Below are 14,796 nucleotides of genomic sequence, written 5' to 3'. Positions count from 1 at the left end.
CTTATATGTATAAATTTTTAATTTTCAGTTTACTAAGTTTCTCCCTTTGTTATGGGCAAAAAGATCTTCCAAAAGATTATTTCATTCACCCATTAGAAATCCCTATTACAGCATCAGGTACGTTTGGAGAATTAAGATCCAATCATTTCCATTCTGGACTAGACATGAAAACCCTTGGAGAAGAAGGACTTAACGTTTATGCATCTGCGTCTGGTAGAATAAGTAGAATTAAGATTTCACATGGAGGATATGGAAAAGCTTTATATGTTGTTCATCCAAATGGATATACCAGTGTATATGCTCATTTAAAAAAGTTTTCACCAGAAATAGAGGCTTTTGTAAAAGAAAGACAATACGCTAAAGAATCTTATGAAATAGAGCTTTTTCCCAAATCTGGTTCTTTACTCGTAAAACAAGGCGATATTATTGCATATAGCGGTAATACCGGAGGAAGTTCTGGACCGCACCTTCATTTTGAAATTAGAGATCCAAGATCAAGACCAATGAATCCTATGATTTTTGGCATAGAAGTAAAAGACACAAAAAAACCCATTATAAATAGTCTATGGGCATATAGTTTGGATAAAAACACTCATATTAATGGCGCCCAAAAACCCGTAAAATTAAAATTAACTCCACAAGAAGATGGAAATTTTAAAGCAGAAAATGTAAATGTTTTTGGAAAAATTGGATTCGGAATTTCTACCATTGACAAACAAGATTTGGCAACAAATAGTAATGGTATTTATGAAATTGTAACAGAAATTAATGGAGAAAAGAATTTAAGATTAGAGATGAATCGATTTTCTTTTGCCGAAACACGATATGCAAATCGACTTATAGACTATGCTTACTATAAAAATCATCGTAGTAGAATAACCAAACTATTTATTGAAAAAAATAATCCTTTAACCATTTTTAAAAGTAGTATTAATAAAGGTATACTTACAGCTGAAGATGGATTGTCCTATAATTATAAAATCCATGTAAGAGATTTTAAAAACAATAAAGTAACCATATTAGTTCCCCTACAAGGGAAAAAAGTTGACTCTATTATCAAGAAAGAGATCATTACAACGCCAGACTTTGCTAAAACAAGCGAAAATTTCACTTATAGTAAAGGTATTTTTGATCTATTGATTCCAAAAGGCAGTCTGTATGAAGATACCTATCTTGATATTTCGGTTAATGGCGAAAAAGCAAAAATTCATAATAACGCGACCCCATTACATAAAAATATGACATTAGTTTTTGATGTATCTCGTTATACTGAAGAAGACAAAAAGAAACTTTATATCGGAAGAATAAATGGTTCTAAGAAGCCATACTATTCCAGAACTTCAAAAAAAGGAAACCGTTTTTCTATAAGAACAAGAACTTTTGGGACGTATTCCTTATTTTCTGATCAACAAAAACCAACAATAGTCCCCATCAATGTTGCCAATAAGAAATGGATATCTAAGGCAACTCACCTTAAAATAAAGATTAATGATTCTGAATCAGGAATAAAAAATTATAGAGGAACTATAAATGGAAAATTCATTTTATTAGAATATGACTATAAAACAGGAATGTTGGTTTATGATTTCAATGATAAAATTATCACAGATTCAGAAAATAATTTTAAACTTGTGGTGTTAGATAATGTAGGAAATAGAGCAACATTCGAAACCACATTTTTTAGAAAACCTTAAAACCTAAATACTTTTTGAAAAATCAATTTTTCTTCCTTCTGATTTCGCTGATTTTAATCAGTATTTCAACTTCGGCTCAAAATGCTACGATTAAAGGTGTAGTTCTAGATGAAAATAATATTCCAGTTCAAGGTGCTAATATCACTTACGATAATTCGGGTACTCAGTCTGATAAAAATGGGGTATATCAACTTAGAATACCTGCCAATCAAGATGTTGAAATCAATATATCGCACATAAGTTTAAAAAATCTTCTGTTCACTATTAATCTCCAGGAAAATCAGGAATATGAATTAAACCCAGTACTAAAGACAGATGTTGAACAAATCAGCACGGTAGTTATCTCAGGTAGGGAAAGAAAAGTAGTGGAAGGAATCACTACATTAGACCCAGAGACCATACGCTCTACCCCTTCTGCTAATGCAGGTGTAGAAGGCCTTCTTAAAAGTTTACCTGGTGTAAGTTCTAACAATGAATTAAGTACACAATACTCTGTTCGGGGAGGAAATTTTGATGAAAACCTGGTATATGTTAATGAGATTGAAGTATACAGACCTTTTTTAATTAGATCAGGTCAACAAGAAGGGCTAAGCTTTGTTAACACAGACTTGGTTCGTAATGTAGATTTTTCTGCCGGAGGTTTTCAGGCAAAATATGGAGATAAACTTTCATCTGTTCTAGATATCACTTACAAAAGACCTACGCGATTAGGAGCAACAGCCAACTTAAGTCTATTGGGGGGCAGTGTTTCTGCTGGCGGAATTTCTAAAAACAAAAAATTGGCTGCTATTGTTGGTGTTCGATATAGAGATAACAGCCTATTGGTAGACGCAAGAAATACCGAAACTAATTTCCAACCGAGATTTGCTGATGTACAAACGTACCTTTCCTATAATTTCTCTGATAAGTTTGAACTAGGTTTTTTAGGCAATGTAGCGCTTAACACCTATGATTACGAGCCTTTACGAGAACAAGTGAATTTTGGAACCTTGCAAACAGTACAAGCTTTAACAGTGCTTTATGACGGACAGGAAGAAGATCGATACGAAACTTATTTTGGAGCGTTTAAAGGAACTTATAAACCTAATGACAATCTAACATTAAAGTTAATTACATCAGCTTATCATACACAAGAACAAGAGCATTATGATATTTTTGCAGCTTACGCTTTAGGGACTGTAAATACTGATATTGGAAGTGAAGACTTAGGTCAGGTAGAATTTAGTGAAGGGATCGGATCCCAATTAACTCATGCCAGGAATGATCTGGACGCCTTAATTTTCAATATAGAACATAAAGGAACCTATACCGCAGACAAGCATCAATTTGACTGGGGTGTAAAATACACATCAGAAGATATCAGAGATCGATTACAAGAATTTGAAATCATTGATTCTGCTGGTTTTTCTATACGTCCACCAATTTCTGACTTTATAAATGATCAACCTTATACTCCATTCGTTAGTCCAATTGTTCCATTTACTAGTGTTAGAGCAACAAATAAAGCAAAAATTGATCGCATTTCGGGATATGCTCAATATAGCTTACGTTCACATATAAAAGAAAATGAAATTTGGGCAAATATTGGCATACGGTCTCATCACTGGAATATTTCAGGAAATACAGTTAACAGTAGTGATTCTCAAATTGTATTTAGTCCAAGAGCACAAATTGCAATTAAACCAAACTGGAAAGCTGAAATGATTTTTAGAGCTTCTGGCGGGTTATATCATCAACCTCCTTTTTACAGAGAGCTAAGAGATTCTTTGGGTGTAGTTAGACCAGAAGTAAAAGCCCAGCAGTCTATACACATCGTTTTGGGTAATGATTATAGCTTTTCTATGTGGAAAAGACCTTTCAAACTTACAACAGAAGCCTATTATAAAAAATTGACTGACGTAAATCCATATACAATCGAAAACGTAAGAATACGATATCGAGCAAGAAATAATGCAGAAGCATATGCTTATGGGCTAGATCTTAGATTAAATGGAGAATTTGTTCCCGGAACTGAGAGCTGGGTTAGTCTTGGGTATTTAAAAACAGAAGAGAACATTGATAATCGCGGGTATATATCAAGACCTACAGATCAAAGGTTAAAAATCGGAGTGCTGTTCCAGGATTATGTACCAACTATACCTAGTCTAAAAATGTACTTAAATATGGTATATCAAACAGGAGTACCAGGAGGATCTCCTAGTTATGCTGATCCTTATGATTTTCAGACCCGATTAAGAGACTATCGAAGAGCTGACTTAGGAATATCATATGTTGTAGTAGATAAAAATAAAAGACTTAGAAAAGGGCATTTTCTTAATACGTTCAGAGAATTAAGTCTTGGGTTCGAAATTTATAATATTTTTGACAATCAAAATTCAATAACAAATACCTTTGTAAGAGATGCTTCAACTCAGCGCCAATTTGCAATTCCAAATTTTCTGACCCCAAGAGTTTTTAATGTTAGACTCGGAATGAAGTTTTAAAATGATTGTATTAACTCTCAATAAACTTTTTTAACACATCTACCGTATAATCTACTTCTTCTTTAGTATTATATTTCGAAAAAGAAAAACGCACAGAGGGTTTTTGCATATCATCTTCAGAAAGAATTTCAGTTAGAACATGTGACCCTTTACTACTTCCACTCTGACAAGCACTTCCTTTTGAACTGGCTATACCATTAATATCTAAATGAAATAGTAATATTCCTGCCTTCTCATTAGAAACCGGGAGACAAATATTGATTAATGTATATGTACTATGCCCAGCAGTGCAGCAGTCTGCATTAAATTTTACTCCTTTAATATTATGTTTTAACGTTTCTACAAAGTATTGTTTTAACTCTATTATGTAGCTCTTTTCTTGTTCCAGGTTTTCATAAGAAAGTCGCAGTGCTTCATCCATTCCCACGATATTATGTACACTTTCGGTTCCAGCTCTATACCCTCTTTCTTGCTCTCCACCAAAAATCAATGGTTTCAGCCCAGAATTTTTTCTTATATAAGCAAACCCCACTCCCTTTGGACCATGAAATTTATGCGCACTCACCGCTGTAAAATCCACATGTATCTTGTTAAAATCAACTTCATAATGTCCAATTGACTGTACCATATCACTATGAAAAAGCGCATTATACTTTTTACATAAATCCCCAACGCGCTCTATGTCAAGCATTGTTCCAACCTCATTATTAATATGCATCAGACTTACTAGAGTTTTATTATTTGATTTATCAAGTAGAGATTCTAAGTGCTCATAATCAATAGCTCCATTTTTTTGTACGCTTACATAACTCACTGATGCCTCTGTACGAGTTTCGATTTCTTGTACAGTATGTAGTACTGCATGATGCTCTATTTTTGAAGTAATTATATGACGTACTCCAAGATCTCTTACTGCACTATTTATTACAAGATTATCAGCTTCTGTACCTCCAGATGTAAATATAATCTCTGAGGCACTAACCCCAAGACGACTGGCTATATTTTTTCGTGCATGTTCTATATGGTTCTTAGCAGAACGTCCATACCCATGGGTAGAAGACGGATTTCCAAAATCCTCTTCTAAAACTGAAACCATCTTTGTGATAACTTCTGGTCGTAATTGCGTAGTGGCTGCATTATCAAAATAAACCTTTTGCATAAAACAAAATAATTAAATATATAAACTGATTATTGGAGAAATTTTAAGAATACAAAATTAGTTTAAATAAAATTATTTTCGGCCAGGCTCGTTATAATCTTTCAATTCCTTTACTTTTGTCAGAAATTGTTAAAACATTATAAAATCAGAACATTTTCTATTTTCATTCGTCCTTAAGAGTAGAAATAAATGATTTTAATACATATAAATTTTAATTAGGTGAAAAAGCTATTTTCTTTTCTTTTTTCAATGGTACTGTTGTCTTCTTGCGACGATGGAGATATAATAATTACAAGTTTTGAGTTTGATGATGTTGATTTACAATTTTGCGAGGGAGCAAAAGAAAATGAATTTGTCTTTTTTAAAATTAACGAAAGTAACAATGAAGCTATTTCCTATAATTTTATAAGCGAAATATTCTCTGACACTATACCTACGACATCTTCGATAATAATCGACCTTACTGATGGAACTAATGATTTAATTTACAGAACTTTTAACATCCCTGTCACCGCAACATATTATTGCTCTAATGTACCATCTAGTGACATTAGGATTATTGAAGAACTAATTGGATCCTCTGGTACTGCAGAAATCACAAATGAAATCATTACCGAAGATGATGATGATGGTGTAGACCCAATTGATGAATCTGGAGGTATTGACCCCTTAGGAGATATAGACAATGATCAGATCCCAAACTATCAGGACAGTACTGCTAATGGAAGCCAGGCCGGCCCCACCTGTCCTGACACCAATGAGGATGGTATCTGTGACACATTAGAATCTATATTTGATACTGATGGAGATGGTATCCCTAATTATAAGGATCAGGATGACGATAATGACAATATCCTAACGAGTGTAGAGTTGCAAAATGGTATTCCTAATGATGATAGCCCTAGAGATACTGATGGAGATGGCATACCAGACTATCTTGAAGAAGATGATGATAATGATGGTGTTCTGACTAGAAATGAGGATGCAGATCAAAATGGAAATCCTAGGGATGACAGAGATGCTTCTAATAATTTATATTACTTAGACAATACTATTCAACCTCCTGTTGTAACTGTAGAACCTGCTCTTGATAATACTGTGCAAACTACTTTTAGAGCTACTTTAGAAATAAACAATCTTATTCTTAATGGTAACACAGATAATTTCCAGGACGGAGAATTTAAATTTGGTTTTAGAGATCGCACTATTCCTAAGACTACAAAAAAAATGTAGAATACACTAGAATATAATTATGAATAAAGTATTTTTCCTTATTATTTTCACTCTTTTGATTAGCTGTAGTGAAGGAGATATTATCGAAAATGATATTAGTAATTTTACTGCTCCTTTAGAAAATTGTTCTAATCAAAGTAATGATACTTTTGTTTTTTTTAAAACAGATTCTGAGATCAATCAATCCATATCGCTTAGTTTTACAAGTACTGTTTTTGAGTTAAATACTATCCCAGACAATGAAGAGTTAACATTAACCATAACACTTGATGGTACTGCAAATGTTTTGATCTATAGGCAATTCGATACTGCCATTAATGGCAGTGAGTATTTTTGTAGCAGTGTACCTCCTGGAGACATCACGGTAACTCAGGAATTAATAAGCTCTAATGGAAATGCAGAAATTAAGTATACTTTACTAAGTGAGACTATGACTGAAGCTACATATACCAGAACCTTTACTCTTAACGACATTACTTTGGAAGGACCTGATATTGCCATACGACAGGAAGTACTAGAATTTGGCAATGATGAAATTACTATTACCAAATAATTTATTTAGGATTTTGGACGATATAAATCTCCATTGCACCTAATCCATATTTTTTATAATCGGCATCTGAGATCTTAACATTATCATATCTGCCTAACAAATAAGTAAGCTCTTCTTTTAAAACTCCTTGACCTACTCCATGAATAAATACCACTTTTGGTATACGTTTATGAATTGCAAAATCTAATTGTCTTTTTGCTGTATCTAATTGCAATGTAACCATATCGTAATTAGTCATTCCTTTTGTTGATTTTGTTAATTTATGGATATGCAAATCCACTTCCATAGGAGGAATATGACGTTCCTTTGGTTTTACCATAGGTCTTTTAGGCTTCTTTTTAAAAACCTCTTTCTCTTGTAAATTTCTATTCACTTCTTCATATGAAGGAATAATTATATCTTCAGATTCAATTTTTACTACTTCTTTTATTAAAAAAGTCATATCAAAACCATCTTCAGTTTCAATAGTCACTTCCTCCGTAGTTAGCCCAACAACCTTTCCTGTAATAGGTTCATCCAGCACCGATACTATATCTCCCAACTTTATCATATCTACTCTTCTTCTTCTTCAACATGTTGATATGCATCAACTTCTGTTTTTGATTTCACATTCGTATTGACTAGAAATACTCCAGACATTAAAAAAACGACTCCAATGATTTGAATATAATAATTCTTTACTGAAGAAGAAATTTCACTAATAACTGCTATTGTTCCTAAAACAATAAAAAGTACACTTATAATCTTTTTAAATTTATTATAATTCATACCTGCAAAAATATTAAATAATAGATTTTTAATCCTCTAAATATTTTAAATAACTTAATTATGTATATTGCACATAACAAATAGTAAAATATTGCCCTTGGAAAAATACATGCTTCCTTGCTTAAATAAAAAGTTATTTGGTGTTGATTGTTTAGGCTGCGGTATGCAGAGATCAATCGTACTGTTATTAAAAGGAGAGTTCTCTGCAGCTTTTCATATGTACCCCGCGATATATCCATTAATGCTTTTACTGGCATTTATTGGTTTCAACTTTTTTATTCAATTCAAAAATGGGAAATCTATTAAGGTAGGTTTAATGATTTTTACGGCGCTTACTATGATTATAAGCTATGTTATCAAAATGAAAGTTCATTTTAACTAATCAAACTATGGAAAAACAAACATTACCCAACTCTACCCTTATTCTTGTTTTTGGTATTATATCGATTTTTGGTTGTTGTTGTTATGGGGTTATAGGTATAATTTTTGCAATTATCGCTTTAGTACTAGCACAAAAGGCCACCGCGGTATATTCAGAAAATCCAGAAATATACAGTGGTTATGAAAATGTAAAGACTGGAAAAATATTAGCGATTATTGGTTTAGTGCTATGTATAATCTCTTTTGTTTATGGTATAGTTCTTCTAGTAATGGGAGGAGCAGATGGATATATGGATATGTTAGAGGAAATCAGAAGATCAACTGGATCATAATTTTATAAATAATAATTTAATTGTTTGGATAAAAATATATCCTAACAATTCCCTTAATCTTTCTTGTATTAACAGTATTGTTACTACAAATAAACTTTTTTTATAACTAAAATCAAATTTATGGAAACTAGTCAAGCAAGACCAAAAAATTACCTAGTAGAATCTATTTTAGTAACTCTTTTCTGTTGCTTACCACTTGGAATTGTTGCAATCATTAACGCAACAAAAGTGAACTCTGCATTTGATGCAGGTAATCATGCAGAAGCACAAAAAGCATCAGATGATGCAAAAAAATGGATGAAGTATGGGCTAATTGGAGGCGTTGTAATTTTAGTAATTTATATACTAATGTTTGCTTTAGGAATGGGAGGAGCAATATTAGGAAATGGTGGATACTAAATGAAATACAAACATGTATTTATAGGGATAGGAGTATGTATACTCCTATCCCTATATTATTTCTCTAATCCTTGTGATGTAAATTACTTCCCAAAATGCCCATTTCATACATTAACAGGCTTTCATTGCCCTGGATGTGGCAGTCAACGTGCCTTACATCAACTGTTGCATTTTGAAATTATGGAAACCCTTAATTATAATGCACTATATATTTTGGGACTAGGTACCATTATATATAACACCTCTGTAAATACCATTAATAAGTATTGGAATAAGAATTATTACAACATTTTATACCACCCTAAAACTCCTATATACATAGGGATCATAATAATTTTGTTTTGGATATTAAGGAATATAGACATTTACCCTTTTAATATTCTTGCTCCGTAATCTCTGATGAAAAAAAGTTATTATCAAAAAAATGACTTTTATTTTACATGAAAGAAATTATTAGTTTTCTTGAATCCAACATATTACAATGCCCTACTAAACAGTTGATTGGAATTGATTGCCTTGGATGTGGTCTTCAGCGTAGTTTCATTTTACTATTAAAAGGTAATATAAAGGCTTCTTTTTTAATGTATCCTGCTCTCATTCCTATGATATGCATGATGATATATTTAATAGCCCATCTTGTTTTTAACTTTAAAAATGGCGCCAAAACCCTAACCTATTTTTATATCTTAAATAGTATACTTATCATTGCACATTATTTCATTAAATTCTAATCATTTAATATGCAAACTAAACAACAACTGCCAAATGCTACTTTGGTCTTAATATTCGGTATCGTTTCAATCGTTACCTGTTTTTGCTATGGAATTCTTGGTCTAATATTTGGAATTATAGCTTTAGTAATTGCAAAAAGATCTATTGAATTATATAATGCTAACCCGGAACTATATATGGGTTATGAAAATCTAAAAGCCGGAAGAATTTGTGCAATCATTGGTACTATAATGAGTTCTTTATACCTTCTTATAATTATAGTATATATCATATTTATGGGAGCAGCTTTAATGCCTTGGTCAGAAATAATGAATCAGTAGACTATATGTTAAATTAAAAAAGGAGATTACTAAGTAATCTCCTTTTTTAATTTGCACAATACTTATTTCTTTACTCAAATTCTTTCAATGTTTCTGTAATAATATTTACACAATCCATCAATTCCTCTTTATTCATTATTAGTGGCGGTGCAAAACGAATGATATTTCCATGAGTTGGTTTTGCTAAAAGACCATTTTCTTTAAGTGCAACACAAATATTCCATGCGGTTTCACTCTCTTCATCATCATTAATTACAATAGCATTTAATAATCCTTTACCACGAACTAGATTAACTATTTTAGAATTCTCTATATACTTGTTTAATTCTGATCTAAATAGTTTTCCCATTTCGAAAGCATTCTCAGCAAGCTTTTCATCTCTAACCACTTCTAGAGCAGCTACTGCTACAGCAGCAGCAATAGGGTTTCCTCCAAATGTACTTCCGTGATTACCTGGTTTTATTACTTCCATAATATGATCATCAGCAAAAACAGCAGAAACAGGATACGCCCCTCCACTCAGTGCTTTTCCTAATATCAAAATATCAGGTTTTACATTAGGCTCTCCAGAACAATTTTTATCATCACATGAACAATTTCCACAAGTAGCTAATAATCTTCCTGTTCTGGCAATACCAGTTTGTACTTCATCTGCCAAGAATAATACATTATACTTTTCACAAAGTTCTTTTGCTTTTGCCAAATACCCTTCAGAAGGCACATATACTCCTGCTTCTCCTTGTATTGGTTCTACTAAAAAGCCTGCTACATTTTTATTGTTTTTTAATGCATCTTCTAATGCAACAAGATTATCATATTCTATTTTAATAAACCCTGCTGTATATGGTCCAAAGTTTTTCCTGGCTACAGGATCATTTGAAAATGATATGATGGTTGTTGTTCTTCCGTGAAAATTATTTTCGCATACTACAATTTGAGCTTCATTCTCTGAAATACCTTTCTTTTCATATGCCCATTTTCTACAAAGCTTCAATGCTGTCTCTACCGCTTCTGCACCAGTATTCATTGGTAACAGTTTATCAAAACCAAAAAATTCGGTAGCAAATTTCTCGTACTCTCCTAACTTATCATTATAAAAAGCTCGAGATGTCAACGTTAATGTTTGTGCTTGATTTACCATTGCACCCACAATTTTAGGGTGGCAATGTCCTTGATTTACCGCAGAATATGCACTTAAAAAATCATAGTATTTTTTTCCTTCTACGTCCCATACATATACACCTTCACCTCGGCTTAAAACCACGGGTAACGGATGGTAATTATGAGCTCCATACTTGTTTTCTAAATCGATTGCTTGTTGTGAATTTAACTTGTCTAAAACAGCCATTTTTTACTAATTTAAATTTATAAAATAACCATTCCTTCTATACCTTTATCCTTTCGATAAGTCTCGAAAATTCAGCGTGGGAGAGAAATCATCCCTAAGAGAGCCGCAAATTACTAAATCTTTATCAAATTATCAGAAAGGACGGGGTACTTTTAAATAAAACAAGAAAAACACTTAGGATCAGAGGTATATATTACGAATTCAGTTAATTTCTATTTTAAAATCACCAAGTATGTTGCCTTATTCTATTAAGGTTTTTCACCTGCCAAAGAGGACACTTGTAGTTCTAATCTTTTAATTTCTCTTAATAATGCATTTTTATCCATTTGCATCCAAGAAAATAACTTCAATAATGCTGTTATCATAATACAGAAAAAACCTGCGCTACCCCATTTGATAAGTTCATTCGTATTATCAGTATTTAGAAACTGAATAAGACAATAAATGAAAAGTACAAATGCAATAATATTCACAATTATCATCATTATCATAACCCATCTATGCCTGGTATTAAAGAGCCCTCCCACCATATCAATAAGGTTCTGCTCATCTAGTTCGTCATAAAACTTTGCCTCTTCCTGAGTCAATGTCTCTTTAATCAATTGATCAATATCTTTCATTTTATTATCCATGATTTCTATTTTTTAGAATTAATTTCAATTTTTCTCTAGCGTTAAACAAACGCGATTTAACTGTACCTGCCGAAACGTTTATAATCTCGCTTATTTGCTTGATGCTATATTCTTCTAAGTAAAAAAGGTGAAGTACTAACTGTTGATTATGAGGTAACTTTTTAATCAACTTCTTTAATAGAATAGAAGGATCTGAATCATTATGATCGTATTCATTTGTTGAATTTTTATGATCATAATGGTAACTATTTAAACTCTCTAATTCTTTTTTATGTTTACGTAACCAATTAATAGCATTTCTAGTCACAATCGTCAATGCCCAACTCCCAAAACTATTAGGGTCTTTCAGGCTACCAATTTTTTGCAATATAACACTCCAGCTATCTTGAGCAATATCCTTTGAGTTTTCAATATCATTGGTATACCAATAGGCTTGCTTGCATAATTTCACATGCCACCTTTTAACAAGAATTGCTGCAGCTTTTCTGTTTCCGGATTGGCATTGTAAAACCAACAAAGAATCGAATGTTTTATTGGTATTTGTCATACTAACCTTTATACTATAGACGTAGAAAAATGAAATAGGTTCATTTTTTTGTTTCTTTTTTATAAGATATCCCGAATAATTAATAAGTATATCTTTTCTATTCTTATTTTTGCGCCATGGCAAGAAAAAACAGAAGACAAGTCTTTGAAAAGATAGAGGTTATTGACGCAGGTTCAAAAGGCAAGAGTATTGCTAAAGCTCCTGATGGAAAAGTTATATTCATTAATAATGCAGTACCAGGAGATATTGTAGATATTCAAACTACAAAAAAAAGAAAAGCTTTTTATGAAGGCAGTGCAACTGTTTTTCATAAAAAATCAGATAAGCGTGTTGATCCAACCTGTAAGCATTTTGGTACCTGTGGAGGGTGCAAATGGCAATTTATGGGATATGAACATCAATTAGCATATAAACAACAAGAAGTAGTAAATAATTTGACTCGTCTGGGTAAAGTCGAATTGCCTGAAGTAAGTAACATTCTTGGATCAGAAGATCAGTTTTTCTATAGAAATAAAATGGAATTTTCTTTTAGCGACAGTAGATGGCTAACTCTTGAAGAAATTCAAAGCAATACTGAAATTGAAAATAGAAATGCATTGGGATTTCACATCCCGGGAATGTGGGATAAAATCCTCGATATTGACACATGTTATCTTCAAGAAGATCCAAGTAATGCTATACGAAATAAAGTAAAAGCATTTGCCACAAAAAATAACCTCTCCTTTTATAATGCAAGGAAACAACAAGGTTTTCTACGAACTTTAATGCTTCGAATTGCATCAACTGGAGAAATTATGGTTTTAATACAATTCTTTCATGAAGATGTTGAAAAAAGATCACTTTTATTAGATTATATTGCATCCGAATTTCCTGAAATTACTTCATTACAATACACAATTAATCCAAAAGGTAACGATACTATATATGATCAAGATGTTATTTGTTATAAAGGGAAAGATCATATTGAGGAGGAAATGGAAGGTTTACGTTTTAAAATCAATGCGAAATCTTTTTATCAAACCAATTCAAAACAAGCATATGAGTTGTATAAAATAACTCGAGATTTTGCTAATCTTACAGGAGAAGAATTAGTATATGACCTATATACAGGAACGGGAACTATTGCTCAATTTGTTGCAAAAAAAGCTAAAAAAGTAATTGGTGTAGAAGCTGTTCCTGAAGCAATTGAAGATGCCAAGGAGAATGCAAAACGTAATAACATTAACAATACAGAATTTTATGTTGGTGATATGAAAAAAGTTTTCACCAAAGATTTTATAGCATTACATGGTCAACCAGAAGTAGTTATTACAGACCCGCCTAGGGATGGGATGCATAAAGATGTTGTTGGCCAACTACTAAACATTTCTCCAGAAAAAATAGTGTATGTTAGTTGCAATAGCGCAACACAAGCTAGAGATCTGGCATTATTAGATGAAAAATATAAAATAAGTAAAGTGCAACCCGTAGATATGTTTCCTCAAACATATCATGTTGAAAACGTCGTTTTACTCGAAAAACGATAATTCAAAAATTCGTTAAAATTCTACCGTTAGTTTTATTTTAAAAACTAGAGAATATAAATTTTTGCACGCATTTCATCTATTTTTTTAATCATTTCATATTTTATTAAAGAATTATTCATTAATTTATTAATGAATAATGCCATAATTAGTTATAATCTCATTTTCTTTAACAAAAAACAATTAAAAATCTGAAATTCAATATCTTGAATTCAAAATAAAACTAAATTACGTTTAATATTTCGATGGTTTTACCGTAAAAAGTTAATGGTTTGGCTGTATTTAATATTATGCGTTATTTCCTACATTTGTACTCGAAGATTGCTACTACAATAAATTTATAGTCAAACCAGAAGTTTACTTAAACTAACAACTATGAGAAATGTGGTAAAAATCCCTCTTATCTTCATTCTTCTAATTTTAATTTATTTCGTGTTTACAACAGGTTCTGACGAAACGATTCATCAACAAATTAACGAAACTAAAAATCAAGTTGTACAAGATGCTATAGAACAATACAATATTATTAAACGAAATGGATCTGATCTGGAAATCTCTATGCATGCTGGTTTTGTAGCCGATGCTTTTCTTAAAGTTGGAGATAAAGAGAATTATTCCAAATGGAAAAAAATAGAAAATCAAAAAGAACAAAAAGCTAAAAATGCTAATGTTCGTTTACCATAAACCTTTCT

The 14,796-nt window shown here is 31.9% G+C and carries 18 protein-coding genes; 12 read left to right on the top strand and 6 right to left on the bottom strand.

Going from position 1 to position 14,796, the window contains the following annotated elements:
- Positions 1-5: 5 nt before the first annotated feature.
- Both DK442_RS07740 and DK442_RS07735 read left to right on the top strand, forming a co-directional pair.
- A complete protein-coding gene (locus DK442_RS07740) occupies positions 6-1,694 on the top strand; it encodes a M23 family metallopeptidase (protein WP_109435292.1) in 1,689 nt (562 codons plus the stop codon).
- A 14-nt stretch (positions 1,695-1,708) separates the two neighbouring features.
- Positions 1,709-4,177: a carboxypeptidase-like regulatory domain-containing protein gene (locus DK442_RS07735; RefSeq protein WP_109435291.1), complete on the top strand. Its 2,469-nt coding sequence runs from the start codon at positions 1,709-1,711 to the stop codon at positions 4,175-4,177.
- A gap of 10 nt (positions 4,178-4,187) precedes the next feature.
- Here the strand turns inward: DK442_RS07735 and DK442_RS07730 are convergent, their stop codons facing one another.
- The gene (locus DK442_RS07730; RefSeq protein ID WP_109435290.1) at positions 4,188-5,336 is read right to left on the bottom strand and encodes a cysteine desulfurase family protein; all 1,149 of its coding nucleotides are present in this window, start codon (positions 5,334-5,336) and stop codon (positions 4,188-4,190) included.
- A 219-nt stretch (positions 5,337-5,555) separates the two neighbouring features.
- On the opposite strand from DK442_RS07730, the gene DK442_RS07725 reads away from it, so the two are divergent.
- On the top strand, positions 5,556-6,569 hold the full coding sequence (locus DK442_RS07725; RefSeq protein ID WP_160114082.1) for a hypothetical protein: 1,014 nt from the start codon (positions 5,556-5,558) through the stop codon (positions 6,567-6,569).
- Positions 6,570-6,588: 19 nt separating this feature from the next.
- Positions 6,589-7,122 (top strand): hypothetical protein, encoded by a 534-nt coding sequence (locus DK442_RS07720; RefSeq protein ID WP_143916646.1) that lies wholly within the window; start codon positions 6,589-6,591, stop codon positions 7,120-7,122.
- 1 nt (position 7,123) lies between these two features.
- On the opposite strand, the gene DK442_RS07715 is transcribed toward DK442_RS07720, so the two are convergent.
- Positions 7,124-7,672 (bottom strand): Smr/MutS family protein, encoded by a 549-nt coding sequence (locus DK442_RS07715; protein WP_109435287.1) that lies wholly within the window; start codon positions 7,670-7,672, stop codon positions 7,124-7,126.
- A gap of 2 nt (positions 7,673-7,674) precedes the next feature.
- Complete coding sequence (locus DK442_RS07710; protein ID WP_109435286.1) at positions 7,675-7,890, bottom strand: hypothetical protein; 216 nt, start codon at positions 7,888-7,890, stop codon at positions 7,675-7,677.
- 109 nt (positions 7,891-7,999) lie between these two features.
- Between DK442_RS07710 and DK442_RS07705 the strand changes: the two genes are divergently transcribed.
- From DK442_RS07705 to DK442_RS07680, 6 genes are all read left to right on the top strand, one after another.
- Positions 8,000-8,272 carry a DUF2752 domain-containing protein gene (locus DK442_RS07705; RefSeq protein WP_167571818.1) on the top strand — a complete coding sequence of 91 codons (273 nt, stop codon included), beginning with the start codon at positions 8,000-8,002 and terminating at the stop codon, positions 8,270-8,272.
- A gap of 7 nt (positions 8,273-8,279) precedes the next feature.
- On the top strand, positions 8,280-8,603 hold the full coding sequence (locus tag DK442_RS07700; RefSeq protein WP_109435284.1) for a CCC motif membrane protein: 324 nt from the start codon (positions 8,280-8,282) through the stop codon (positions 8,601-8,603).
- 120 nt (positions 8,604-8,723) lie between these two features.
- On the top strand, positions 8,724-9,002 hold the full coding sequence (locus DK442_RS07695) for a CD225/dispanin family protein (RefSeq protein WP_109435283.1): 279 nt from the start codon (positions 8,724-8,726) through the stop codon (positions 9,000-9,002).
- Entirely contained in the window at positions 9,003-9,395 is a 393-nt protein-coding gene (locus DK442_RS07690; protein ID WP_109435282.1) for a DUF2752 domain-containing protein, read from the top strand.
- Positions 9,396-9,442: 47 nt separating this feature from the next.
- Positions 9,443-9,733 carry a DUF2752 domain-containing protein gene (locus DK442_RS28850; RefSeq protein ID WP_109435281.1) on the top strand — a complete coding sequence of 97 codons (291 nt, stop codon included), beginning with the start codon at positions 9,443-9,445 and terminating at the stop codon, positions 9,731-9,733.
- A gap of 9 nt (positions 9,734-9,742) precedes the next feature.
- Positions 9,743-10,054, top strand: a complete 312-nt coding sequence (locus DK442_RS07680) for a CCC motif membrane protein (RefSeq protein ID WP_109435280.1) — start codon at positions 9,743-9,745, stop codon at positions 10,052-10,054.
- 70 nt (positions 10,055-10,124) lie between these two features.
- Here DK442_RS07680 and rocD read toward each other — a convergent pair whose 3' ends face one another.
- The 3 genes from rocD to DK442_RS07665 all read right to left on the bottom strand — a co-directional run bounded on the left by rocD (position 10,125) and on the right by DK442_RS07665 (position 12,581).
- Positions 10,125-11,402 (bottom strand): ornithine--oxo-acid transaminase, encoded by a 1,278-nt coding sequence (gene rocD, locus DK442_RS07675; RefSeq protein WP_109435279.1) that lies wholly within the window; start codon positions 11,400-11,402, stop codon positions 10,125-10,127.
- Between the two features lie 248 nt (positions 11,403-11,650).
- On the bottom strand, positions 11,651-12,034 hold the full coding sequence (locus DK442_RS07670) for a DUF6768 family protein (protein WP_109435278.1): 384 nt from the start codon (positions 12,032-12,034) through the stop codon (positions 11,651-11,653).
- The gene (locus DK442_RS07665; RefSeq protein WP_109435277.1) at positions 12,027-12,581 is read right to left on the bottom strand and encodes an RNA polymerase sigma factor; all 555 of its coding nucleotides are present in this window, start codon (positions 12,579-12,581) and stop codon (positions 12,027-12,029) included. Before DK442_RS07665 ends, DK442_RS07670 begins: the two co-directional genes overlap by 8 nt.
- A 116-nt stretch (positions 12,582-12,697) precedes the next feature.
- Between DK442_RS07665 and rlmD the strand changes: the two genes are divergently transcribed.
- Together rlmD and DK442_RS07655 are read left to right on the top strand one after the other, a co-directional pair.
- Complete coding sequence (gene rlmD / locus DK442_RS07660; RefSeq protein ID WP_109435276.1) at positions 12,698-14,107, top strand: 23S rRNA (uracil(1939)-C(5))-methyltransferase RlmD; 1,410 nt, start codon at positions 12,698-12,700, stop codon at positions 14,105-14,107.
- 372 nt (positions 14,108-14,479) lie between these two features.
- Positions 14,480-14,788, top strand: coding sequence for a hypothetical protein (locus DK442_RS07655; RefSeq protein WP_109435275.1), 309 nt, complete (start codon positions 14,480-14,482; stop codon positions 14,786-14,788).
- The last annotated feature ends 8 nt before the right edge of the window (positions 14,789-14,796 follow it).

Origin of the sequence: Aquimarina sp. AU119 (assembly GCF_900312735.1) — a bacterium.
GTDB classification, from domain to species: domain Bacteria; phylum Bacteroidota; class Bacteroidia; order Flavobacteriales; family Flavobacteriaceae; genus Aquimarina; species Aquimarina algiphila.
This window is presented reverse-complemented; position numbering and strand designations above follow the sequence as displayed.